The 24215-nt window shown below is 62.7% G+C and carries 17 protein-coding genes; 14 read left to right on the top strand and 3 right to left on the bottom strand.

Going from position 1 to position 24215, the window contains the following annotated elements; genetic code table 11:
• The first annotated feature begins 49 nt into the window (after positions 1 to 49).
• Both KK137_RS10445 and KK137_RS10440 read left to right on the top strand, forming a co-directional pair.
• Positions 50 to 1114 (top strand): 4-oxalomesaconate tautomerase, encoded by a 1065-nt coding sequence (locus KK137_RS10445; RefSeq protein WP_250893819.1) that lies wholly within the window; start codon positions 50 to 52, stop codon positions 1112 to 1114.
• Positions 1111 to 1980, top strand: coding sequence for an amidohydrolase family protein (locus tag KK137_RS10440; protein WP_214536378.1), 870 nt, complete (start codon positions 1111 to 1113; stop codon positions 1978 to 1980). Before KK137_RS10445 ends, KK137_RS10440 begins: the two co-directional genes overlap by 4 nt.
• Here KK137_RS10440 and KK137_RS10435 read toward each other — a convergent pair.
• Entirely contained in the window at positions 1965 to 3278 is a 1314-nt protein-coding gene (locus tag KK137_RS10435; RefSeq protein ID WP_214536377.1) for an MFS transporter, read from the bottom strand. The genes KK137_RS10440 and KK137_RS10435 overlap by 16 nt on opposite strands.
• Before the next feature lie 167 nt (positions 3279 to 3445).
• Between KK137_RS10435 and KK137_RS10430 the strand changes: the two genes are divergently transcribed.
• The 11 genes from KK137_RS10430 to KK137_RS10380 all read left to right on the top strand — a co-directional run bounded on the left by KK137_RS10430 (position 3446) and on the right by KK137_RS10380 (position 21789).
• A complete protein-coding gene (locus KK137_RS10430) occupies positions 3446 to 4213 on the top strand; it encodes a MipA/OmpV family protein (protein WP_214536376.1) in 768 nt (255 codons plus the stop codon).
• Between the two features lie 87 nt (positions 4214 to 4300).
• Positions 4301 to 4759 (top strand): hypothetical protein, encoded by a 459-nt coding sequence (locus KK137_RS10425; RefSeq protein ID WP_214536375.1) that lies wholly within the window; start codon positions 4301 to 4303, stop codon positions 4757 to 4759.
• A 37-nt stretch (positions 4760 to 4796) separates the two neighbouring features.
• Positions 4797 to 5231 (top strand): META domain-containing protein, encoded by a 435-nt coding sequence (locus KK137_RS10420; RefSeq protein WP_214536374.1) that lies wholly within the window; start codon positions 4797 to 4799, stop codon positions 5229 to 5231.
• Between the two features lie 291 nt (positions 5232 to 5522).
• A complete protein-coding gene (locus KK137_RS10415; protein ID WP_214536373.1) occupies positions 5523 to 7190 on the top strand; it encodes a ShlB/FhaC/HecB family hemolysin secretion/activation protein in 1668 nt (555 codons plus the stop codon).
• Positions 7191 to 7222: 32 nt separating this feature from the next.
• Positions 7223 to 7918 (top strand): hypothetical protein, encoded by a 696-nt coding sequence (locus KK137_RS10410; RefSeq protein ID WP_214536372.1) that lies wholly within the window; start codon positions 7223 to 7225, stop codon positions 7916 to 7918.
• Positions 7915 to 18378 carry a hemagglutinin repeat-containing protein gene (locus tag KK137_RS10405; RefSeq protein WP_214536371.1) on the top strand — a complete coding sequence of 3488 codons (10464 nt, stop codon included), beginning with the start codon at positions 7915 to 7917 and terminating at the stop codon, positions 18376 to 18378. Before KK137_RS10410 ends, KK137_RS10405 begins: the two co-directional genes overlap by 4 nt.
• Before the next feature lie 149 nt (positions 18379 to 18527).
• Positions 18528 to 18947 (top strand): hypothetical protein, encoded by a 420-nt coding sequence (locus KK137_RS10400; RefSeq protein ID WP_214536370.1) that lies wholly within the window; start codon positions 18528 to 18530, stop codon positions 18945 to 18947.
• 55 nt (positions 18948 to 19002) lie between these two features.
• Positions 19003 to 19305 (top strand): hypothetical protein, encoded by a 303-nt coding sequence (locus KK137_RS10395; RefSeq protein WP_214536369.1) that lies wholly within the window; start codon positions 19003 to 19005, stop codon positions 19303 to 19305.
• A 267-nt stretch (positions 19306 to 19572) separates the two neighbouring features.
• Entirely contained in the window at positions 19573 to 20433 is an 861-nt protein-coding gene (locus KK137_RS10390; RefSeq protein ID WP_214536368.1) for a hypothetical protein, read from the top strand.
• Complete coding sequence (locus KK137_RS10385) at positions 20417 to 20863, top strand: SMI1/KNR4 family protein (protein ID WP_214536367.1); 447 nt, start codon at positions 20417 to 20419, stop codon at positions 20861 to 20863. Before KK137_RS10390 ends, KK137_RS10385 begins: the two co-directional genes overlap by 17 nt.
• Positions 20864 to 21081: 218 nt before the next feature.
• Positions 21082 to 21789 (top strand): hemagglutinin repeat-containing protein, encoded by a 708-nt coding sequence (locus KK137_RS10380; protein WP_214536366.1) that lies wholly within the window; start codon positions 21082 to 21084, stop codon positions 21787 to 21789.
• Positions 21790 to 21876: 87 nt separating this feature from the next.
• Here KK137_RS10380 and KK137_RS10375 read toward each other — a convergent pair whose 3' ends face one another.
• Entirely contained in the window at positions 21877 to 22206 is a 330-nt protein-coding gene (locus KK137_RS10375; protein WP_214536365.1) for a VOC family protein, read from the bottom strand.
• Positions 22207 to 22332: 126 nt separating this feature from the next.
• Entirely contained in the window at positions 22333 to 23565 is a 1233-nt protein-coding gene (locus KK137_RS10370) for a transaldolase family protein (protein ID WP_214536364.1), read from the bottom strand.
• A gap of 201 nt (positions 23566 to 23766) precedes the next feature.
• Between KK137_RS10370 and KK137_RS10365 the strand changes: the two genes are divergently transcribed.
• The gene (locus KK137_RS10365) at positions 23767 to 24138 is read left to right on the top strand and encodes a tRNA-binding protein (RefSeq protein WP_214536363.1); all 372 of its coding nucleotides are present in this window, start codon (positions 23767 to 23769) and stop codon (positions 24136 to 24138) included.
• Positions 24139 to 24215: the final 77 nt, after the last annotated feature.

Genomic DNA, 24215 nt, shown 5'->3' with positions numbered 1-24215 from the left:
GGAGCTGGTGGAGCTCTCTCGCAAGCGGGAGGGGAGAAGGACGAGGCGAATGGTTCAATCATCAGCCCCAGTAATGTGGATGCGGGGAGGCACGTCCAAGGGCGGCTACTTTCTCGCTTCCGACCTGCCGCAAGACGTGGCCGAACGCGACGCGTTCCTGCTCGGCGTGATGGGTTCGCCCGATCCGCGGCAGATCGACGGCATGGGCGGCGCCGATCCTCTGACCAGCAAGGTCGCGGTGGTCCAGAAATCGGAGCGCGAGGGGATCGACGTCGACTATCTGTTCCTGCAGGTCTTCGTCGACCAGGCGATCGTCACCGACGCGCAGAACTGCGGCAATATCCTGGCCGGCGTCGGCCCGTTCGCGATCGAGCGCGGGCTGGTCTCGGCCACGGGTGACGAAACCGGCGTGGCGATCTTCATGGAGAACACCGGCCAGGTCGCCATCGCCACCATCCAGACACCGGGCGGCGTGCCGACCTACAAGGGCGAGGCCAAGATCGACGGTGTGCCGGGCAGTCATGCGCCGATCCCGCTAGAATTCCGCGACACCGCCGGTTCGAGCTGCGGCGCGCTGCTCCCGACGGGCAATGCGGTCGATGTGATCGAAGGCGTGCGCTGCACCCTGATCGACAACGGCATGCCGTGCATCGTGTTCAAGGCGCAGGATGTCGGTGCGACCGGCTTCGAAACCCGCGAGGAGCTCGAGTCCGAGGTCTTCGCCGACCTCCGCACCAAGATCGAGGATATCCGCCTGGCCGCCGGCCCGCTGATGAACCTGGGCGACGTGAAGGAAAAGTCGGTACCCAAGATGATGCTCGTCGCCCCGCCGCAGCATGGCGGTGCGGTAACCGTGCGCAGCTTCATTCCGCACCGTGCCCACGCCACCATCGGCGTGCTCGGCGCGGTCAGCGTGGCGACGGCTTGCCTAGTCGAGGGATCGCCTGCCGCCGAGGTGGCGAATATTCCCGAGGGCAGCCGCAAGACGCTTTCGGTCGAGCATCCGACCGGTGAGATGAGCTGCGTGCTCGAAGTGGACGAAACCGGTGCGGTCCAGAGCGCTGCCCTGCTGCGCACCGCCCGCAAGCTGATGGATGGAGTAGTCTTCGCGTGACCGATCGCATCGTTTCCTGGCACCCCAATCCCTCGAAGCCCAAGTTCACCCCGCCCCCGGGCGCGGTCGATGCGCACTGTCACGTATTCGGGCCGATGGCGCAGTTCCCCTTCAGCGCAAAGGCCAAGTACCTGCCGGAAGACGCCGGGCCGGATAAGCTGTTTGCCCTGCGGGACTACCTCGGCTTCTCGAAGAACGTGATCGTCCAGGCGAGCTGCCACGGCACCGATAACTCGGCCACGCTCGACGCGATCGCCAAGTCCAACGGTAAGGCGCGCGGTGTCGCGGTGGTCGATCCGGCGATCTCGGAAGCCGAACTCGCCAAGCTGCACGAAGGCGGCATGCGCGGCATCCGCTTCAATTTCCTCAAGCGCCTGGTCGACGATGCGCCGAAGGACAAGTTCCTCGAAGTCAGCCGCCGTCTGCCCAAGGGCTGGCACGTAGTGATCTACTTCGAAGCCGACATTCTGGAAGAACTGCGACCCTTCATGGACGCGATCCCGGTGCCGCTGGTGATCGACCACATGGGCCGTCCCGATGTGACCCAGGGCCCCGATGGTGCCGACATGCGCGCTTTCCGCGCCCTGCTGGACAGCCGCCCGGACATTCACTTCAAGCCCACCTGCCCCGACCGGCTCGACGGGACCGGCGATCCGTGGAACGCCTTTGCCGAGGCCGTGGCGCCTCTGGTGGCGGACTATTCGGACCGCTGCATCTGGGGCACCGACTGGCCACATCCGAACATGCAGGACAATACACCGGACGACGGCCACCTGGTCGACATGATCCCCCGCATCGCGCCGACGGTCGAGCTTCAGCGCAAGCTGCTGATCGACAACCCGAACGCGCTCTACTGGGCCGACTGAGGGTCAGCCGGGGCGGCGTAGGCTTCCGATAGCTGGCGGTAATAGCGCGAATTGAATGCGACGATTGCCGCCACAACTCCCAGCACTCCGGCGATACTGAACACCAGCGCCATGCCGCGCTCGGGTCCGGTGCCGTACCAGTAGCCGATGGCCTGCGCACCGGCGCCGGTGGTCATGAACGGGATCACGAGGAACTCGGTCAACGGGCCGACCACGAACGCGGTGAGGGGCGAGGCCGCCTGCTCGACCGATTGCGCGAAGCCGAACACACGGCCCTGCCGCTCGAACGGGACGACCTTCTGCAGTGTGGTCTGCTCTGCCGCTTCCGCGAAGGGATTGAGGAACAGCCACAGGAAGCAGGCGATCGCGAGCATCACCACCGAGGATTGGATGGTGAACACCGCCGCGATGGACCACACGATCAGGTTGACCAGCAGCAGCGTGCGCAGAGGGTTCTTGCCGAGGCCCGTCTTGGCGATGACCAGCCCGCTGATGACGAAGGCGCACGAGGCGAAGGCCCACAGCAAGCCCCACTCCTGCACCTCGAGGAGCGACAGGCCATAGGCGTCCATCAGCGCCATGAAGACGCCGCCGAGCAGGTTGTTGAAAGAGGCAAACACGATCAGCGCGAACAGGCCGGGAACCGCGGCAATGACCTTGATCGTGCCGCGCACGTCGACTTCCCGGGAAGTGCCGTGTGTCTCGGCATGTGGCGGGGGCTCGTCCAGACGCACCAAGAGTAGGTGGAAGAAGGCGAGCGCCGTTAGACCGAGGGCGAAGGCGAGCGTGGCACCCATGCCGCCCCACGCGACCAGGAACCCGCTGATGGCCGAAGTCAGTACGAAGCCAATCCCCGTCACCTTGCCGACGAGCCCATTGGCCTTGTCGCGCCGGTCCTCGGGGATCAGCGCGGTGACCAAGGTGGGCAGGGCGATCATGCGAATGTTGCCGCCGATGACGCCGAGCATCACCAGCAGGATGAACAACCATAGCTCGACGCCATCGACATGCGTGAAGGCCGGTTCGGGCATCACGTAGTAGTACGCGAACGAAGCTCCGTAGAGCCCGAAAGAGACCGCGCTGGACGCGAGCATGATCCTGCGCTTGCGATGGTGGTCGACCAGGCTTCCGAACCAGATCGCGAGCCCGGCGGTCATGATCAGGTAGATCCCGCCGATCGTCCCGGTCACGAAGACCGAGCGCGTTTCGAGGAATGCCCAGAACACCAGCGCGAACCAGACCGTGAAGTTGGTCACATTCTGAATCAGGTTGGCAAGAATCTTGTGAAACGCCGTCATCGGGTGCAGCTATCGGCATCCGGAACCACAACGCAAGTTGCGGGTACATAGTCCGGACGGCTGACGAGGGTGAAATAGGCCAAAAAACAGGGAGTAATACACTGCCCCAGACCTCACTTCTCCGCCGTGCGGCTTTGATCGCCGGCCCATTCGCTATCCTCCTTGCGGTGCCTGCAGCCGCGCAAGATGAGGATGCCTCTCAGGAGGTAAAGGAGCCGCGGCGTTACCGCCTGACCGGCGGCATCCAGTTCTTCCCTCGCTATCCGGGCTCGGACGAACTCCAGCCGAGCCCCATGATCAACTTTGATGCGGTCCGTGGCGACGATCCGTTCAAGTTCGAAGCGCCAGATGATGGGTTCGGCATCGAGATCATCAACGTTGGAGGGTTCGCCTTCGGGCCTATCCTCAACTTCGAAGATTCTCGAACCGCCAAGGATGTTGGTGCCGAATTGCCCAAGGTTGGCTTCAGCTTCGAGGCCGGAGCCGTCATTAAGTACGACCTCGGCGACCACTTCCGCATCCGCGGTGAAATTCGTAAGGGGCTTACAGGTCACAAGGGTTGGGTCGGCACGGCCGGAGCCGATGTGATCCTGCGCGATCACGACAAGTGGCTGTTCTCGATCGGCCCGCGCCTGACATGGAGCGACAACCGGTATCAGGACGCCTATTTCAGCGTCGCTCCGGCCGATGCGGGTCCCAGCGGCCTCCCGGCGTTCGATGCCAATGGCGGCATCCAGGCTTATGGCGCAACAGCCTCGTTCCTAACCCAGTTCTCGGAGAAATTGGGGATCGAGGTCTTTGCCAAGTACGACCGGCTGACTGGAGATGCGGCCAATTCTCCGATCGTCGAGACCTTTGGATCCCGCGACCAGTTCGCCGGCGGCCTGGCCTTGACCTACACCTTCCGCGACGCGAACCTCGACAAGATGTTCTAGACTGGGCCCCTCGGGGGAGGGATTCCCCTGACTGACAGCGGCCCAGCCCGTGTCCTATTGTGCGCATCGTGCCAGGAGAGCGTGGCGATGCGCATGACATGGCTGATTGCAGCGGCGCTGGGCGTAGGGACAGGCGTCTTGGCGCAGGAAATCGTCGAGATCCCTGCCAGCGAAGTCGACGTCTCGAAACCGGAGGATCTCTACAAGCTCGAGCCTGACCAGTGGCATTTGGCCCGTCAACTCTGGGCCGGATCGGAACCGTGCTCCCCTACACAGTGCGAGGCCGGGTTCACTTCTGGCGATCTCGTCGTCAGCGCCGAGCACAATGCGGGTACGGTGACGATTATCGCCGCCTTGCGCGGTTGTCCGTCGACCGCGTTCAGCGAACTGGATGTCGGCGACAAGGCTTCCAAGTCAGAGCGCGGCAAGGTCGCCAAACAAGTTCAGCGCGTGGTCAAGGGACTCGCCAAGACCTGCAAGATCACTCCTCCGGTCGTGCCGGCGCTCGCCGGCGACTGGCTGTTCCCGAGTTCCACCTCCGGTTGAGACCGTTCCCCCGACGGGGACATTGAAGGAGATCGTGATGCGAGCAGTCAAAATCCCTACCATTCTCTTGCCGTTACTCGCGGCCACGGCCTGCACGACCGCCGACCAGTCAGCCACCGGTCCACAATCGCTTTCAGGGAACGCCTGGAAACTCTCCTATTTCCAATCCGCCGACGAGGCAAAGGGCCGCGAAGTGCCACCGAACCCCGGCAATTACTCGGTCGAGTTCATGACTGACGGAACTGCGGCATTTCGCCTCGACTGCAACCGGTTGACCAGCCAGTGGGCCAGCACGACGAGCGGGACGATCTCGTTCAGTCCCGGCGCGATGACCCGGGCCTTCTGTGGCGAGGCGGCGTGGGATACGCGGATCGCGCGCGACCTTGGGTCTGTCCGAAATTATACGATCGTCGGGGACACGCTCAGCCTGACGCTTGCCAACGAGGCCGGGACGTACGTGTGGAAGCGCTGATTACGATGGAATTCCCCTGCCACGTCCGAGGGGAATGAGGGCAGGCAAAGGCGCGAACGCGCGAAGAGCAGGCGCTTGCGGCGCGCCCCAGCTTTCCGAGCCCACTCTGGGACGATTGGGAGCTGCGCTTCCACCGCCCTTGCCCGACGTCCAGACGACAGAGGATCTCGGTAAAGCTACGTATTGATGCGTCCGCCCCTTGGCGACATCGCTCCCGATGTCTTTGTTTTATAACGTAAAAGGGGAGGACATTCTTTGGGGGCGCCTGCTCGCCGCAAGTTCTTGCGGGAGGTGATATCGCTTGCGCGATATGGTCTTCTGACTGTTGTCGGCCTGGCGGGCGTGGCTGCTTTCGCGCAGCCAGCCACGGCGCAGACCGGCGAGGTTCTTGCGAGGGAGCGCGCGCGGCTCGAAGCGGAACGCCAGGCGCAGGAACGGGCGGCGCGCGAGCAGGAGCCAGAGGTCAGTTTGCCAGAACCAGGCAAGCCGGTGCTGGGTCCGTTTCCCGAAGAGCACCCCTGCTTCGTGATCGAGCGGCTGGAGATCGAAGGGGCCGAGCGGCGCGGCCTGCGCTGGGTGGCGCGGCACCTTGATCAATATCGGGGCCGCTGTGTCGGTGCCGCTGGCCTCGATCATATACTCAAGAGCCTGCAGGCCGCGTTTCTCGATCGCGGGCTGGTGACCACGCGGGCCGGCCTGCCGGAGCAGGACTTTGCCCGTGGGACGCTCAAGGTGGTCGTCGTGCCGGGCGTGGCGAGCGGTGTGCGGACCAATGGCCAGGACGGGGCGCGGACCTGGGAGGCGGCATCTCCGATCGATGCGGGGGATTTGATCACCCTGCGTGGGCTCGAACAAGGTCTGGAGCAGCTTCGCCGCGTGCCGGGCCGCGAGGTCAATGTCGACATGACGCCTGGCGAGGGGCCGGGTGATACGGTCCTTGACGTCACGCTGGGCCGGGCGAATCCGTTTTCGGCCTCGTTTTCGATCAACAACTTTGCCGGCCCGACGGTTGGGCGTTGGCAGGGATCGGGGCAGCTCGCCGTGATGGGGTTGCTGGGCTTTTCCGAAGTCGTCAGCCTGTCCTACAACCAGCGCGTTAAGGCACCGGGCATTCCAGCAAACAGCAAGGGAAGCTCTGCGAGCGTCTCGGTTCCCGCGGGATGGTGGACCTTAGGCGCGAGTGCTTCGGCCAACCGCCACGGCCAGCGGGTGATTGGCGAGGTGGCTTCTTTCGAGACGCGCGGCAAGCTGAGTGCCCTGTCGGCCTATGGCGAACGCGTGATCCATCGCGATCAGGTGTCGAAGTCGGCAGCCAGGTTGACGCTCTCGCGGCGTTGGGGGCGCAACTTCATCGACGATATCGAGATCGGCATCCAGCGGCAGGACTTGTCCGACATCGAACTGGCTCTGAGCGACCGGCGGAGCTTGGGACTAGCACGGCTAGACAGCATGATCTCGCTGAGGGTCGGGACCGACTGGTTCGGCGCGCAGGAGGAAACCGCAGATCGGCCCCAGGCGCTGCCGACCGCCCGTTATCGAATTTTCAGCGCCGATTTTGGCCTGACAGTCCCGCTTCGCGCGGGTGTGCTGGAAAGCTGGCGAGCGGACTTCCACGGGCAGTTCAGCCACCGCAACCTTTACGGATCGGACACGATTTCGGTTGGTGGTCCCTACACTGTCCGAGGGCTCGACAGCGACACGGCCGAACTGGGCCGAAGTGGCTGGTTCGTCCGTCAGGAACTTGGCTTGCGGATCGCCGACCAGTTCAGGCCTTATGCCTTGTTCGATGCCGGGGCGGTCCACAAAGGCTCGGGCGTGCGCGGCGGCCTGGGTCTGGGCCTCAGGACCGGCCGGGGACCGTTCAGTCTCGACGCCTTCGCCGCCCGTCCGGCTTTCGGGAAGAACATCAGCGACCGCCGCCGGGCTCGGTTCGGCGTCTCGGCGGCGATGGGATTCTAGCGATGGATTTCAGCAATCGGCTCAAGAAGGAAATGAGCGAAGGCATCGTGCGCGCGGTGCTCGAAGATGCCGGCTATCGTGTGACCGACTTTGGCATCGAGAAGTTGATACCGGGCCTCAACCGCCACCCCCTGGAACACTATCGCGCGCTCGCCTATCCGGCCGCGATCCGCAAGCTGCCCGATTTTGTGGTCACGGCAGGTGATGAACAATCCAAGCAGCTGGTCGAGGTCAAATACCGGACCGACTGGCAGCTCGAGGTGTTGACCGAGCTCCGCGAACAAGTCGCGGCGATGCAGGAAATCGTCCTGGTTTCCTTCAACGCCTCGGCCCCCAATCCGCAGAACTTGGAGAACAGCCCGGCTCGTTTCCTGCGTTGCTGCCGCTTGCGGCACCACCAGGAAAAATACGAGGTCGAGTTGCGGGGCCGCGGCGGGCTGCCGCGCGCCTGGTATCCGGTAGACAGTCTCAATCCCTGCGACAGGCTGTGGTGGCAGCTTTGGCCACTGCATGAAGTGTTCCTGCAATTGGCTGACGAGAAACGCACGAGCCTTCGCTCGGCGGTGAACGCCATCAAGGGCATTCTGGGCGACATCGATGAAGTTCAGCCGCCGAACGACGCGGCCTCTCCATCGCCAGAGGTAACGCCGAAGAAGAATCGGCGCAGGTGGCACGGGAAACGTCGCCGCACTCCCACGACATCGAAAGCAAAGGGACGTAAGTCATGAGCAGCACAGGGCAGCAAGCGCGGCATCGGTTTGGAGCGTCCTCGTCGCTGGCGGCGATCACCCGGCACCTGCTCTATACCAGCCTGGCCGGCTCTCTGGCCGCGGCACCTGTTGCCGCGCAAGTCGTCCCCGGAGGGCCGGATGCCCCTTCGCTAGACATGTCGGCGAACGGCACGCCGGTGGTCAAGATCAGGACACCGAACCGGGGGCGCGTCAGCTACAACACCTATCGTGACTTCAACGTCGATGCCCGCGGGCTAATCCTCAACAACAGCGGCCAGATCGTTACTACCGACCTTGGCGGATACATCGACGGCAACAGCAACCTGAAGAGTTCGGGCTCCGCGCGAGTCATCCTCAACGAGGTGGTGAGCACCAATCCCTCACGGCTCCTCGGTTACATTGAAGTCGCCGGGCCGGCGGCGCAGGTCGTCCTCGCCAACGCGAATGGCATCCTCTGCAAGGGCTGCGGCTTCATCAATACGCCTCGGGCGACGCTGACTACCGGCAGGGCCGTGTTCGGGCCGGACGGGAGCGCGACGGGATACGCGGTGGATGGCGGAGCTATCACTGTTGGCGGCAAAGGACTCGATGCCTCAGGCGCGCGCCTCGATCTATTTACCCGGGCTCTCAACATCAACGCGGGTATCTGGGCCGATCGGATCGAAGCCAGCGCGGGCGCAGGCAATGTCGCAGCGGGCGGGCCGGACGATCCGATCGTCGTGACCGCGCGGCGCGGCGCGGTCGAGACGGCACCTGCCTTTGCGATTGATGTTGGTGCGCTCGGCGGCATGTACGCCCGCTCGATCCGGCTGATCGGGACCGAGGCCGGGCTCGGGGTGAACGTCGATGGCACGCTGGCGACCCTCGAACAGGGTTTCGCGCTGACGGCCGATGGACAAATCCGTATTGGCGGAACGGTAACAGCCAACACGGTCGCCGCCCTCAAGACGACCGGCAGCGTTGATGTGGTGGGGCAGCTCTACGCCGCTGGCGCGGTATCCGTGACCAGTGGGGGCCTCACGGGGTCGGGTCTCCTTGCCAGTGGCGGCGATGTTTCGGTTGCATCGGGACATATCGACACGAACGGAATCTTGGGGGCGGGCCTGGGCCGGGATGGCAGGATCGGCCAGTCGGGTAGTCTCACGCTTACCAGCACCGGACTGCTATCGCTGGGCGGGCAGATCCTGGCCCACGACTCTCTGGCTCTGAGCGGCGAGGCAATCGTCATCGATGGCCGTGTTCAGGGTGATCGACTGACGGCCTCTGCGCACCGTATAGATGTCAGCGGAGAGGCGCGCAGCGCCAGTGTTCTTGACCTGACGGCGCGGGACAGCCTCGTCAATCGGGGCATCCTTAGCGGTTCCAGCGTCGCTATCAGCGCCGGAACCCTCGATAACAGTTACGGCCTTGTCGGTGCAGACACCGGCCTTGAAGTTCGAGGCGGGGCGGTCGTCAATACGGGCGGGGTGTTCCAGTCGGCGGGTGCCCTGACGCTTGCGGGCGGCAGTCTCGCCAACACGAAGGGCGCCATCCAGGCCCTTGGCACCGAGACGCTGCGGCTTGATCTGGCCGGCGCCATCACCGGCACCGATGGCCTGATCGGCGGCAACGGCGACGTGCGCCTTGCTGCGTCGGACCTTGGGCTCGACGGGGCCCGCGCGAGCGTTACGGCCGCCAGTGCGCTCGAGGTGGCAGTCGCGAGCGATGTTCGTCTGACGAACGGGGCGCTGGTGGCGGGCGGTGGGGCTCTCAATCTGGTGGCCGGGCGTAACGTCACGGTGGTCGATGGGGCGATCGAGGCCGGCGGCGCCCTGGCCATCGGTGCGGCTAACCTGTCGATCGATATCGATGGCGCTTTGGCTGGCGGGCGCATCACGGGGACGGTCGCTCAGGATCTGGTGAATGCGGGAACGATCCTCGCCGGGCATGGGGAGGGAACGGCGTCGCTGAGTGCGGGCGGAACCTTCGCCAATGGCGGTTCGGTTCAGTCCAACAGCACCAATCTTGTCATTCGCGCCGGTTCTCTGACCAATACCGGGGACATCACCCATGCCGGAGCCGGTACGGCCACCGCCAAGATCGACGGCTCGCTGATCAGCAGCGGCATCATTGCCGGCAACGGTGCGCTCACGATTTCCGCGGCGAGCCTCGACAACGCCGGCACGCTCTACAGCGGCAAGGACCAATCGCTTCGCGTTGCCGGAGCGCTCTCGACCAAAGGACAGATCCGTTCGGGCGGCAGCCTGCTGGTCGATGGTGGCTCGTTCCTGGCGCAGAGCGGATCGCTTCAGGCGGAGACGGCCCTCACGCTCAGCGCCGGAACGATCGATCTTGGCGATACCGAATTGCTCGCGCTCGGCTCTGGGCCTCTGACCCTCTCCAGTCGCGGCGCACTCGCCGGCGGTTCCCTGCGCATCGGCGGTAATGGCGATGTGTCGCTGGCGGCGGCCTCCATCTCGCTTGGCCGCTCCGAAATGACCGCGCTGGGGGCGCTCGATCTGCGCGCGACCAATCAGGACATCTTCGTTGGCACAGGTTCGCTTTTTGTCAGTGCCGGTGACCTGAGTGTCATTGTCGCAGGCTCGCTTCAAGCTATCGGCAGCGATTTTATAAGCGAGCGAACCGCCCGCCTGGCCGCTCACGCGATCGAGCTCGATGACGGCTCGGTGAAGGCCGACAACATCATCCTCAACAGCTCGGTACTTTCGCTTCGCCGGTCCAGAATTAGTCAGACCGGTGATGGCGACTTCGCACTGACGACAAGCGGCGTGCTCGACTATTCCGGGGGTGAGATCTTCGCCGGAGGTCGGAACTTTACCCTCAGTGCCAGCACGATCATCGGTCGGCAGGGCGCCATCCTTCATGGCGGTGCCGGATTGATGAGCCTCACGAGTGCCGGAGCGATAGATGATTCGGCCGGACAAATCGCCACCAACGGCACGTTGAGGCTGACTGGAAGCCGCCTCGATAGCGCCAAGGGGCAAATGACGGTCGCTTCGGGAGCGACGATCGACATCTTGGGCGACCTTGCGAACGATGGCGGCTTCATCGTCTCCGGCAATGGCTTGGTACTTAACGCTGGCGCCGTTTCCAACTCGGGCGGAGCGATCGAGACAACCGGGCGACTCGATGCCCGATTGGGGTCGCTCAGCGGCTCAAACGGCTCGCTTCTGGCAACGGGGGCCGGCGCGAACCTGGTGCTTGACGTTGCCGGCGCGGTATCGGCATCAGCAGGGCTTATCGGTTCGACGGGTGACGTAACTGCAACGGCCACGTCGTTCAGCCTGGATGGCGAAACTCGATTGACCGCCGGGGGAACGCTTGCCGTCAGAGCTCGCTCAGCAAATCTGGCGCTCGGCGGAGCCACCGTCGATGGCGCAAGCATCACGATGGCAGCCGATAACGGCACCTTGAGCAGCGGTACTGGTGGCCTGCTTCTCACCCCGGGCGCCCTTGTTCTCTCGGCCGATGTTATCGACCTCTCCGACGGCGCAGCGCAGGGCGGCAGCGTCACCCTCGACACCGGCACCTTCTTCAATCGGGGCGGCACGCTCCAGTCTCTGGGCTGGCTTACCGGGAAGGTCGGCGAGGTCTTCGACAATGCCGGGGGCGAGGTATTCGCGACGGGCGGCGTGACGCTTACCGCAGGGTCGCTAGCCAACCGGGGCGGACGCGTGACGCACAGTGGTGCAGGCGTCCTTTCGCTGCAGGTCACAGATCAGGTGGACAACAGCGTCGCCGGTCTCATCGCCACCAATGGCACGCTTGAGGTAAGCGCGGCCAGTTTGCGCAACGATGGCGGACAGATCTCGGCGGCGCAGGGCGCGAACATCACTGTTTCGGGCGCGCTTTCCAATCTGGCGGGCGTAGTCCAATCCGACCGGAACCTTGCCCTGATCGCGGGTAGCCTCGCCAATGACGCAGGCACGATCGACAGTCTCGCCAGCCTGACCCTCCGCGCCGATGCCGTCGACAACGCCAGCGGTTCGATCGTCGCGCGGGGCGGCTCCGGTCTTACTATCCCCGGTCTTTCCGGGCGCGCTGCGACGCTGGCCAACGGCACCGGAACGATCGGTTCGCAAGGCGCCCTTACGTTCAATGCGGCGACCCTCAGCAATCAGGGGTCGATCCTGGGTCAGGCAATCTTTCTTGATGTCGGCTCGCTGGTCAACGGCGGTTCCGTCTACGGTTCGGACGTTAGACTTGCCGGTACGAGCCTGATCAATACCGGTGGCGAGATCGGCAGCGATGGCGCGCTTGCTATTGCCGTAACCGATCTCGACAATCGCTCGGGCCAGATCGTCTCGGGAGCAGGCGGCCTGACGTTTTCCGGCACGACGCTTCTCAACGACCGGGGAACTCTGGGCGGCGACGGCGATGTCACGCTGATCGGCACCACTATCGATAACGGCCAAGGCACGATCGCGGCCGGCCGCGACTTGGCCGTTGCCAGCGCCACGTTCACAAACGCCGTCGACGGAGTGGTTTGGGCCGATAGAGACGCCAGCCTTTCCACCAGCGGCCCGCTGACCAATCGCGGCAGCATCGCCTCCGAGCGGGAACTGGTGGCAGACGCCGCCTTGCTCGACAACGAAGCGGGTACCTTCGCCGCGGGCGAACATCTTTCGCTTGGCTTCATCAACGCGGTTTTGGGCGACCTAGTCACCGGCCGTGACCTCACGCTCAGGCCGACAAGCGATTTTATCTATGAGGGCCCCGACCGAGCAGTGACCGGTCTGCTGACCGTGAAGGCCGGGCACGACTTCATCAACCGCGGCTATCTGGAGGGCGGCACTGGCGTACTCATACTCGCCGGCGGCCACCTCACGAACGAAGCTGCCGGGACGATCGCGGGCAATGTCGTGTGGCTCGACGCTTCGGCCGACCTGCTCAACCGGGGCCTGATCAACGCGGGCGAAGTCACGCTTAACGCCGAGAACTTAGCTAACCATGCGCGCATTTACGGCGATACCGTGGGACTTAACGGTGCGCGCTCGATTCTGAACGAGGGCAAGGACGCCATCATCGCCACGCGTTCGGGATTGCTCGCGCTCCAAAGTGCGGGTGCGATCGAAAATCTTGGTGGCGCCTGGATCTATTCGTCGGGCGATCTCTACATCGGCGGCCTTGGGAGCAGCGGATCGGTGGCGTCGCTCGTCAACGGCTCGTCGACGATTCAGGCCCAGGGATCCATCGAGATTGTGGCCGGATCGATCATTAACGAGCGGACCAGTCTCGCATGGGAGACGGAGGTCATCGAGTCCAAGACCATAACCGGCGATGAGGTGCCACTTAACCCTGACGACCCACCAAATTCGGAAAATCCATTTCTTGACGTGGTCCTCACTGATGCGAGCGCCCAAGTCAGCATAACTGAATCAGTTATTACGAACGACAGCGGAAAAGCCAGCATTGTCGCGGGCGGTGATATCGTTGCTTATGCTGATAAATTCTTAAATCGCTACTCAAGTGTTGTTGCTGGTGGGAAGTTTGTATTCAATGACGGTCAAGTATACAGCACAACTGATGATGTGGTCCGTGACGGATTTGAAAATATCGGCCTGGTAGGAAAACGAATTACGACCATCAAGCCGAGTTGGTCCTACTTGGTTTGTATCGAATCTTGCCCAGGATCAGACCCGGTAGCCGTTCCAGTTCAGGGCAAAGAGATCGTCACCTCTGAAAAGTTCGCCCTGGCCCCGGGCGTGGTCTCCGCCGGCGACATTGTAGACATCAACTCGCGCTCTTTTGACAATCTCGAACTCGGCGCGCACGCGGGAACGGCTGCCGACTACGCAGCGCGTTCCCGTGACGTAAATCGCGGCAGCATCGGAACGGCCAACGCGGCCGCGCCAGTCACCGGAGGCCTGGAGCTCTCCATCGATGCGATCGGCGGCACTACGAATATCGCGCGAGTTGAGGGAACTGATAGCGCCTTCGTAACCCCGATCGTCTCGGGCGTTCCGCTAACACCCGCCCAAGCGCAGCCATTCGGCTTCTCCCTTGCTGCACTGACTGGACAGTCCATCGTCGTCGGTGGATTTCCGGTGCTCAGTCTGGGGGGACTGTTTGGCTACGCCGATCCTTCGGCCAACTACTTGGTGGAAACCGATCCCGCCTTTACCAATCGCGAAGACTTCCTTTCGAGCGACTACTTCTTGGACCGGCTCGGCTATGACCCGTCCCGCGTTCAGCGACGGATGGGTGACGCGCTTTTCGAGCAGCAGCTGATCTCCAACCAGCTTGTGGCCAGCGCCGGTGTCGGACGGCTGGCAGGCCACGCGGACAACGAGGCGCAGTATCGCGCGCTGATGGACGCTGGTGCGGTCTACATCAAAGAGTTCGATCTCGCGCTCGGGGTGGGTCTCACGGCCGAGCAGATGGCGACACTGACCAGCGACATGGTCTTGCTCGTCGAAGTGACGGTGCAAACGCCCAGCGGGCCCCAAACGGTGCTCACGCCACGCGTCTACCTGAGCCAGGTGAGCGCACGCGACATGAACAGCGCCGGAGCCATCATCGCCGGCACCGACGTAGTCCTGCGCGCGGCCGATACACTTACCAATACCGGCGTTGTGCGAGCCAGCACCAGCGCCCTCGTTCTGGGCAACGATATCCTCAATACGGGTCGCCTTGATCTGGGGGCCGAGGGGTTGGTTTCAGCTACCAACGATCTAACCAACCGGGCCGGGACGATCACCGGCGGCGACTTCACTCTGGCCGCAGGGCGCGACCTGAACCTCGAAGCTGCGGCATCACGAACCGCGACCACCTGGACCACCTATGGCGGCGTTAGCCGGAGCACAGTCTCAACAGTCCACCAAGGTGGCAGCGTCCAGGCTAGCGGCAATGCCCGGCTGATCGCGGGCCGCGACGTCAACCTCGAAGCGACCACCTTCTCCGCCGATGGAGACGCTTTGCTGCGGGCTGGCCGTGACGTCAACGTGAGCGCGGCAGCCGATGGTGTAGACACGCAGAGCGCGTTCCGTACCTCGAAGAAGAACTATGGGGCGAGCGAGAGCCAGTCGGTCACCCATGCGGGCAGTAGGCTTGCCGTGGGCGGCAATCTTGGCGTGGTGTCAGGCCGCGCGATTACGATTACGGGCTCGGACGTCTCGGCCGGTGGAGACATCGGCCTTGTCGCAGACGAGCGCATCACCATCCAGAGCGCGCTCGATACGACCAGCAGCGATGCGGCCGGCCGGCAGGGTAAGACACGCTATTCCACAAGCAGCGAGAGCCGGACAAATGTGCTCTCCGGGATCACCGCAGGCGGCGACCTAGCGATTTCAACTTCGGGCGCGCTGACGGTGCGCGGGGGAGAGGTCGTGGCGAGTGGCGCGCTTACCGCCCATGCGGGCACGATCCGTATCGAAGGCGTCACGGACAGCGCCCGCCTGGTCAGCGACCAGGTAACCAAGAAGTCGGGGATGCTCTCCTCGACCAAGACCACCACCCATTACGAGGGCACCGACCAGGAAGTCGTCTCATCGACCTTGTCTGGCGACACGGTGAGGCTGCGCTCCACCGGGGATACGACGATCCTGGGATCGAACGTGGTCGGCACCGGGCATGTGTCGGTCGTCGCCGGCGGCACTCTCACGGTCGGGGCCATGGCTGCGCAGGACCATGAGGCACAGAGCGCTCGGGTCAAAAAGAGCGGCCTGAGCGTGGGCGGTGGAGGCCTGTTCTTGGGCGCAGCCAACAACCGTAACGAGAGTACGGTCGACAGCGTCACCCATAAAGGGTCGCTGGTCGGCTCGGCCACCGGCAATGCCACGCTTGTGGCCGATGGGGTGCTGACGGTCTCGGGCAGTCAGGTTGTCTCGCCGGGCAAGACCACGCTCGCAGGCGAGCGCGTGATCATCGAGCATGTCACCGACACGGTCGATACCACCAACGCGTCGAAGTCGTCGTCGTTTGGACTATCGATTACGCCTTACGAAAATGTCTCGGGCGCGGTGAACAGCGCGGCCGGCCTGCCCGGCCGCATCTCCGATGGCGCAGCAGGCGGCGCAGCTCAGAGCGTCCTGACAGCTGGATCGGAAGCGCTGCAGACTGTCGACCGTGTGCTCGGCGCCGTAACCAACGCCGCCGGGGTCTTGGCCAGCATCGGGTTCTCGAAATCGCAGTCGACCACCGAGACCGACTCAGAACTAGTCTCAGGTTCGACGATCTCCGGGGGCAATGTAAACCTCATTGCCGACAGCGACATCAAGGTGATCGGATCGGATGTCGCCGCATCGAACGACCTGTTCGTCGATGCCGGGCGTGACCTGATTGTGGAATCGGCGGCCAACCGCTTCGCGAGCGAAAGTCACAGTTCGAGCTCGGGCGCGAGCCTGGGCGTGAGCGTCGGTGTAGGCCTGGCGGGCGGTGTGACCTCGAGCGTTTCGGCCGGGTTCTCAAACAGCAAGGGACAAAGCGCGTCCGAAATCGAGACCCAGCGCAACGCCACGCTGAGCGCGGGTGGAACGCTGAGCCTGTCTTCGGGGCGCGATACGGTGCTGAGCGGAGCGCTGGCGCAGGGCCACGATGTGAACGTCTCGGTCGGCGGCGATCTGACGGTCGAGAGCCGACAGGATACCTCCAGCCATGACTCAACCAGCCGGGGTATCAGCGCGGGCCTTTCGCTTGGGTCGGCCCAGTCCGGACCCAACAATGCCTCTGGCGCAGCCTACACGACGCAGTTCGGTGTTTCGTTGGGCGCCTCGGGGTCGCACGGTTCCGGATCGGCAGCGGTGGTGACAGGGCAGACGGGGCTCATTGCCCATGGCGGCTCGCTGAACGCCGATGTTGCCGGCACGACCACTGTGAAGGGCGGCGTGATCACCGCTCTGGATGAAGCCGGCAAAGACAGCGGACGCCTGACCCTCGACACCGGCAAGCTGCTCGTGACCGACATAGCCGATAGCGCGAAGAGCAAGGACATCTCGGTCGGCGTATCGGTGAACGTCAACGATCCGTCCGAGCGCGGCCTGGCGGGCGCGAATAGTCCGGTGATCGACAGCAGTTACGCCAGTTCAGCGTTCGAACAAGAGACGCGCGGGACGATCGGACAAGGCAGCATCACGGTTGCCGCGTCGGAGGAAAGCAACCCGCTCGACGCAATCAACCGCGATGTGACGCAGGCGCAGTTCGTCACCAAGGACGAGCAGAGCGGGTTCACCATCTATGCCAGTGAGTCCGCGGCGCGCGAGGTCGCGGCGCTGGTCTCAAGCGAGAAAGACAGCGTGACTATCGGGGTCGCCGAACAGCTCGGCCGTAACCCGCTAGGTGCGGCGGATGATGTGATCGCGGAAGCGGCCTCGCTATCCGACGATCAGCGCAAATCGGGGGCGTTCGAAACCTTGGTCGATCGGGTCGACAGCCTGCTGCCCAGCTATGAGGCGCGGCAAAGGGAGGACATCATCGAGGATGCCCGTCTGAAAATCATCGAGGGCGGGTTTTCCGAAGAGCAGGCAGATGCTGCCGTTGCGGCGATGGAGGAAAGCGGCTTGTTCGCCGCCGCCGCTGAATTGAATGCCGGTCTAACGCGCGATGGCAACCAATTTGAACTGTCACCCGAACGCAAGGACAAGGTCAAACAGGCTTTCGAGGAATACGCCGCGGTCGGAGATGACTCTCCCGATGCGCAGGCTGCGCTGAGAAACCGGCTTGAGGAGATTAGCGCCGAAGAGATCGTGGTCTCCGCCCAGCGGCTGTCGAAGGACGGCAGGACTGCCAGTCTCGCGGTGGATGTGCTGGAGAAGACCGGCAGCGCTTATAACAACGCGCCGGCCTGGGTGAAAGATGCCGTCGGACTCGGCAGCACGGCGCTTGGTGGGATCGGCGGCATCGTCAAATCGACGGTCGGCGAAGTGACCGGGATCAATGGCCTGATCGAGATGGGCAAGGAGCACGTCGTCGTGGGTGGCGATGCCTTGCTGCGCGATGACGCGTTCGGGCAGGTATTTGGCGAGAACCAGTACAAGAGCGGTGATAACCCGACCTACAACCAGACCACCGGGATCGACCTCATCGGCTCGACCGTGCTCTCCGCCGTCTTGGGTGGGGTGACGAATAAGGGAAGCGAGGGGCGTCCAACATGGAGACAATCGGAACGGGACGTTTTGGAGGAAACGGGCGGAGCCGGGCAGCAGTCTTTCAAGGACCAGAACTCGGTGTCCGGGGGGACGAAGGGCAGTGTCAAAATCGACTGCGCAGTAGGAAATTGCGCGATAGAGGTGAAGAACTATGATCTGTCTCGGCCAGGAGGTCAAAGCTCGCTAGTCAGAGAAGCGGGCAAATCGATCAACAAGCAGGCGGATCACATTCCTGAAGGAATGGATCAAAAATTGAGCATCGACATCAGAGGTCAAGTCGTAACTGAGGCTCAAAAGGAGGCCATCGTTGATGGCGTCATCCATAGAACAAACGGCAGACTTTCACCCGCCGACATAAGGTTTGTAGATTAATCATGGCTCTAAATCGACCAAGTGACCTTACGGATAAACGAAGGAATTCCTTCGGATTAGTTTTTCCTAATCATATTTCCTCGATAGGTACGAAGGGAGACGTTGAGACATTTTTTCTTCTCCTAAACGATCTAATTTATGAAGGAGTTTTGGAAGATCGTTACACGACCATTTCTCGTGATTTGTACAGAACTTTGGTGAATGAAGAAAATCTTGAACGGTTCAAAACGGAAACGGCGAACCTCAAGGCGGAATTCGCGAAAATTTCATCCGATCAGATTAAGTGGGAGCGTTATCCATTCAATAGAAATTACGGCCTTTTCGATTACCAGAAGTGTCTAATTGACCCTGAAAAGCCGACACTTCTAGACGTGTTCGAAAAGTTCTTTAAGGTATTTGAGGATGCTCCTTTTTGGGTCGAAAAATATCTTGCAAAAGGGATGAAGAATTTCCCGAGAATTATTGTTTCTCCGACAGAAATTGTATCAGAACTGAAATTTGGGAAGCTTATGGATTCGGATTTTAAAAATTCGGCCGATGATCCATTATGGTTGAGGGAGCCTGGCTAGTCGTCCTAAATACGCCAGTCCTCCTCGATGAAATCTTCGAACGATTAGTGGGAAGATGCAGAACAAGTATAGCAGTAAAAGTGATCCTGAGGTGAAAAATTATGACATTGAACCTCTCACAAAATGCTTGTTAAGCATATTGTATTGCCTTGAATCATCTGATGATTCTCAGATAAATCCGGATTTCGCCCTCGAGATGATGGAGGGAATTATTAAAGAAATTAGGGAGATGGGAGGCGAATTCGTAAAAGAATTCTTGAGTTCCGTCAAAAAACAACAAGTGAATGAAGGCGATCCTTTGCGAAGAAAGTTCTCGGAGGGTTTTGCAGAGGACTTCGGCTTCGATGCATTAATCTAATGACGTATGATGAGCAAAAATTGACCATCTACATCAGGGGGCATTCGGACCTATATAATTGTGAGCGAGCGGCTGAAAGATGCCTTTGAATGCGCGGGTTTGACGGGCGCGAGATTCTTGCCTGCAACAGAGTGAGTTCGGCGCATTTGCCACACCCTGCTCGGCTCTTTCGAAGCACAATTTCGTTACGCCCCGCAATGCGAGATTTTTCCGCAGAACGGCGCGCTCAACCTGGGCTCGGGCCAGCAGCAGGGCGACTACGCCAGCGTGGCCGAGCAGGCGGGGATCTATGCCGGGTCGGGCGGGTACGATATTGCGGTCGCGGGCAAGACCAGCCTGACCGGCGCGGTGATCGCGAGCGAGGCGGACCCGGCGAACAACCGCCTCTCGACCGGCACGCTCGAACTGGGCGAGATCGACAACCGCGAGCGCTGGAGCGCGTCGCAGACCCAGCTGGATCTCGGCCTGGGCGCCCATATCGGCAAGACCGCCGCGAGTAGCGGCACCCGGGACCTGGGCACTTCGCTCGCGGGGGTGAACCTGCCCGGCCTCGGCAGGGTCTCGGCAACCCCGCCGGTGGCGCTGGGGGCCTCGGGCCGGCAGTCGGGCACGACCGTCTCCGCCATCGCGCCCGGGACGATCGAGATCACCTCCCCCGACGCGGCGAGCCTGGCTGCGGCTGCCAGCGTCAGCCGCGACCCGGCGCACGCCAACGCGGGCGCCCTCATCCGCGAGTTCGACGACACTGAGCGGCAGGAGATCGCCGCCGGGTTCGACGCCGCACGGACGCTGGCCAAGGAGACCGGTACGGTCTTCGCCAATCGGGCGAAGGCGGAGACGGTCCTGCGCGACGAGGCGGCAGCCGCCCAGGCGCGGGGCGATACCGCAGAGTACGAGCGGCTGACCTCCGAGGCCGACAAGCTCAACCAGACTTATGGCGGTGGCAGCGCGGCCCGGCTGCTCGCCACGGCGATCACCGGTGCGGCGGGTGGCGATATCACCGGCTCGCTCGGCGGCCTGGCGCAGGGCGCCGCGGTCAATGTGCTGCAAGGCCTCGCGGCAAGCGAGATCAAGACGATCGCCGACAGCCTCGACGGGACGGCCGAGAGCCATGGCAACGACGTTTGAAGAGTTTGATCGATTATGTCGCTCGGGGAGCTTCTTTGGTCCTGTTGATGATCTTACTATAGAAGGTGCCGAATTAGAACTAGGCGTTCGATTTCCATCCGAATATTCAGATCTATTGCGGACGTACGGGGCCATTTTGGCACCTGGAATTGCTATCTATGGCCTGCCGGCGACGGGCGCCGGCGGTCCGTCACTTTGGCAAAGCGTCGTTTCCGTAACAAAACAACTTCGAGAATGGAAACAATTAGGTGCTTATAGAAATAAATATATAGTTATTTCGGAAGATGATTTCGGAAACTACATTTATCTCGATACTTCAGTATCCCCTAAAACAAGAATTTGCGTGTTAGGGCCGGGAGTTGAGAAAGTTTTTGATACGAGTCTGTTCACCTTTTTTCTCAATTTTTCGAGGGGCAATCTCGCTTTCTGAAGTCTCCGTCAGGTTTTAAGAGATTTGGATTTGATCCCAAACGTTGCCCTCGGCGGTCAGCAGCGCATACTTCGTCACCTTACAATATGAACGGATCTTAAGGTGACACTTCGGGCGGATAAGTTGAGGCAAGTGCCGCGTACCCTGTCGGCCTGCGACCTCCTGTCACCTGGGCTGGCATTTCTCTGCTCATTGGCAGGGCGCTCGCAGTAGCCGCCGTGGCAGGTCTCGCCGGCGGGCTCGCGGCTCACAACGCGGCTGAGGCGGTGACGAGCGATCCCAAGGCGCTCGGCGGGGCGAATGTCTCGCTCAGCCTCGGCTTCTCGAAGTCCAGTTCGAGTGGCGCGAGCCACGACGAGACGGTCATCGGCAGCACCGTCCGTGGCCACGACATCAAGCTCATCGCCTCGGGCGCGGGCGCGGCCTCGACCATCCGGGTGACGGGCAGCGACGTGGTGGCTTCGAACGCGCTGCTGCTGTCGGCGGACGGGGGGATCATCGCCGAGGCGGCAACCGAGCGCGATACGGTCAGCGGCACATCGAAGTCGGTCGGCGCCGGGGTCGGGGTGTCGCTCGGTATCGGCGGCGCTCAGGCGGGCCCGAGGCTCAACGCCAGCTTCTCGTCCGCGAAAGGCGCTTACGCGGGCGAGGAGGTGAGCCACCGCGGGACCGTTCTGGCCGGGGGCGGCACGACGAAGGTGGTGACCTCGGGCACCCTGACGCTCGACGGGGCGCAGTTGGTGGGGAACCGGGTGGAGGGCGACGTGGGGCACCTCGTGCTCGCCAGCCGGCAGGACACCGCGACTTATAGCGCGAGCCACAAGAGCGTGGGGGCGAGCGTGTCGCACAACCCGGCGAGTGCGAAACCATCGCCCGCCCGCCTGCTCCAAAACAGGACAGGGGTGCGCAGGCCTCTGGCGGACTAGGCATTTCCCCGTAAACCCGATGGCGAGCGCGCGATCCTTTTTCACGCGACCCGAGGAAAGCGCGCTCACTTTTTCCCGCACATCGCATTAACCGCCGACGCTGGTCTCCGCGCCGTCGGGATCGACGAACCTCGCTATTCGCCGACCGGGAAGTTCGGTGGGCGGCATGATGAACTCGATGCCGCGCTGATCGCGCTCGGCGTAGAAGGCGTCGAGATCGTCGGCGGCGAAGGCGAGTTCGCAATGTCCCGCCGGATAGCCCTCTGCCTCGGGATGCAACGCCAGCGTGGTTGGGCCGGTCTCGAACTCGGTCCATTCGGGCGCTGAGAACCTGAGGGGGAGGCCGAGGGAATCGCGGTGAAAGGCCACCGCTCGCTCCATGTCGGCGACAAACTTGATGACATAGCGCAGGCGCATGACCTCCCCTCCGGAGCGAGTGGCAGCAACCCGAGCGCCTTATACTTCACCCGGTGGGTGCCGTCACAAACGAAAGAGGGCGCCGAAACCGGCGCCCTCGATCTAAGTCCGACACTGTAGCGAAGCTTAGCCGCCCAGGGTCATCCGCACGAAGTCGACCGTCTGCCGGGTGGCGGCGGCGAATTCGGTTTCGGTCGCCTTGAAGGCGCCGAAGTGGGCGAACTGATCGGGGGTCATGCCGTCGTATTCGTAAGCCGCGCGGAAGCTCGGCAGCTTGAGCAGCTTCTCGATGCTCGCCTTGTTCGGCTCGCGGTCGATCGCCTTGGGATCGAACGGTTCGAGCCCGGCGGTCATCAGACCGGCGATGTAACCCGGAGGGCAGGTGTAAACCATGTCGCTCCCGGCGAAGTCCTGGATGTGGCGGCTGACGTTCTTGCCAGTGCGGTCATCCTTTTCGACGCGCATCGAGCACTGCAGCATCTTCGACGGGTGGCTGATTTCCTTGCCGTGGTGATAGGCGCGCTTGAGCACGGCTTCTTCGCCGTCGCGGATTTCCGACAGGCTCAGTTCGATGCCGCGGGCTTTGGCTTCGGTCTTCCAGTCGCTCAGTTCGCCGAGGCGAGCCGACATGTGGGTGATGACCGAACGCCACTTGGAAAGGTCGATGCCAGCGGCCTGGGCGCGCAGCAGACCGGCGCTGACCGCTGCCCGGCAACGCAAGTACTGCGGCACGGTAAAGCTGGTGGTGTTGTTGGTGCTGATGCCGAGCGCGGTCAGCTCCTCGAGAACCTCGTAACCTTCCTTCGAGCCCGGCAGCTTGACCATGACGTTCTCGCCCTGGGCGGCAATGGTCAGGCCCTGTGCGAGCATCTTGTCACCGTCGCGCACGAAGCGCGGATCAACCTGGCCCGAGAGGAAGCCGAACTTGCCGCCCGACTTGTCGTAGACCGGGCGAATCGCGTCGGCGCCCTTCTTTACGAGGTCCAGGTACATGGCCCAGTACACGCCCTCGACATCGAGGCCGGGGTTCTTGGCGGCGATCTGCTTAATCTCGGCCGACCACATTTCCGGCGCCAGCTTGATGGCCTGGAGGCTCAGCGGCGGGTTGGTGGTCACGCCACGGAAACCCATGGTGCCCTGCGACTGGATGGTCGCGTCGTCATAGAAGCGGGTCAGCTGAGCCTCCCACTCCGCACGCTGGCCTTCCGGCGCCTTGGCGAGGGTTTCTTCCTTCCAGCTCGGGTAGATCAGCGGGCTGCTGTCCCACCAAATCTCGGCGTCCGCGTTGGTCGCTGCGAGCTGTTCGAGCGGGTGAAGGGCGGAAGCGGCGACCGGCTTGGTCAGCACTTGTTCGTTCATCAATTCTCTCCGGCGAAGGCGCGCGAGACGGCGCCCATGAAATCGGACCCCCCCTAGCAAACTCGGGCCGCAGGATAACCCCCCTGCGTTCTTGGGGCGGCGACAGTTGTTCTTTTGCATCGCCCAAGGTCCTGGCGGCCTTTCCGTTCAGGCCCGGACGGCTATGGGGAGATCGAACTCCGAGCCAAGGAATACAAGCCCATGCACCTCACCCACGACCCGGCGACAGCTCCCGCCGAAGAGATCGACTTTGCGGATTTCTTGAGGGTCGACATTCGTGTGGGGACCATTGTCGCCGCCGAGCCTTTTCCCGAAGCGCGCAAGCCGAGTCTCAAGCTGCGCATTGACTTCGGCCCGACCATCGGGGTGAAGCGGAGCTCGGCGCAGATCGCGGCGCTCTATGAGGCCGACGCACTGGTCGGGCGACAAGTGGCGGCGGTGGTGAACTTCCCACCGCGCCAGATCGGCAAGATGATCTCGGAGGTGCTGACGCTGGGTTTTGCCGACGAGGAGGATCGGGTGGTGTTGTTTTCGCCCGACAACCCAGTGCCGAACGGTTCGCGGTTGTTCTGAGGATCCGTCTTGACGCAGTCCTGCCCGTCGCGAAGCGATGGGACGGACACAGTTGGCGCGGCGGATGGTGGAAGGGC

It is taken from the genome of Croceibacterium selenioxidans, assembly GCF_018599195.1.
Taxonomy (GTDB): domain Bacteria; phylum Pseudomonadota; class Alphaproteobacteria; order Sphingomonadales; family Sphingomonadaceae; genus Croceibacterium_A; species Croceibacterium_A selenioxidans.
Note: the sequence above shows the minus strand (reverse complement) of the source record. Positions and strands in the feature narration are given on the sequence as shown.

What these genes read in the sequence shown, in the direction of transcription:
- KK137_RS10395 (WP_214536369.1), top strand. Translation starts at nt 19,003, where the DNA reads ATGCAGAACAAGTATAGCAGTAAAAGTGATCCTGAGGTGAAAAATTAT.
- KK137_RS10425 (WP_214536375.1), top strand. Translation starts at nt 4,301, where the DNA reads ATGCGCATGACATGGCTGATTGCAGCGGCGCTGGGCGTAGGGACAGGC.
- KK137_RS10370 (WP_214536364.1), bottom strand. Translation starts at nt 23,565, where the DNA reads ATGAACGAACAAGTGCTGACCAAGCCGGTCGCCGCTTCCGCCCTTCAC.
- KK137_RS10410 (WP_214536372.1), top strand. Translation starts at nt 7,223, where the DNA reads ATGAGCGAAGGCATCGTGCGCGCGGTGCTCGAAGATGCCGGCTATCGT.
- KK137_RS10385 (WP_214536367.1), top strand. Translation starts at nt 20,417, where the DNA reads ATGGCAACGACGTTTGAAGAGTTTGATCGATTATGTCGCTCGGGGAGC.
- KK137_RS10365 (WP_214536363.1), top strand. Translation starts at nt 23,767, where the DNA reads ATGCACCTCACCCACGACCCGGCGACAGCTCCCGCCGAAGAGATCGAC.
- KK137_RS10420 (WP_214536374.1), top strand. Translation starts at nt 4,797, where the DNA reads ATGCGAGCAGTCAAAATCCCTACCATTCTCTTGCCGTTACTCGCGGCC.
- KK137_RS10405 (WP_214536371.1), top strand. Translation starts at nt 7,915, where the DNA reads ATGAGCAGCACAGGGCAGCAAGCGCGGCATCGGTTTGGAGCGTCCTCG.
- KK137_RS10375 (WP_214536365.1), bottom strand. Translation starts at nt 22,206, where the DNA reads ATGCGCCTGCGCTATGTCATCAAGTTTGTCGCCGACATGGAGCGAGCG.
- KK137_RS10445 (WP_250893819.1), top strand. Translation starts at nt 50, where the DNA reads ATGGTTCAATCATCAGCCCCAGTAATGTGGATGCGGGGAGGCACGTCC.
- KK137_RS10435 (WP_214536377.1), bottom strand. Translation starts at nt 3,278, where the DNA reads ATGACGGCGTTTCACAAGATTCTTGCCAACCTGATTCAGAATGTGACC.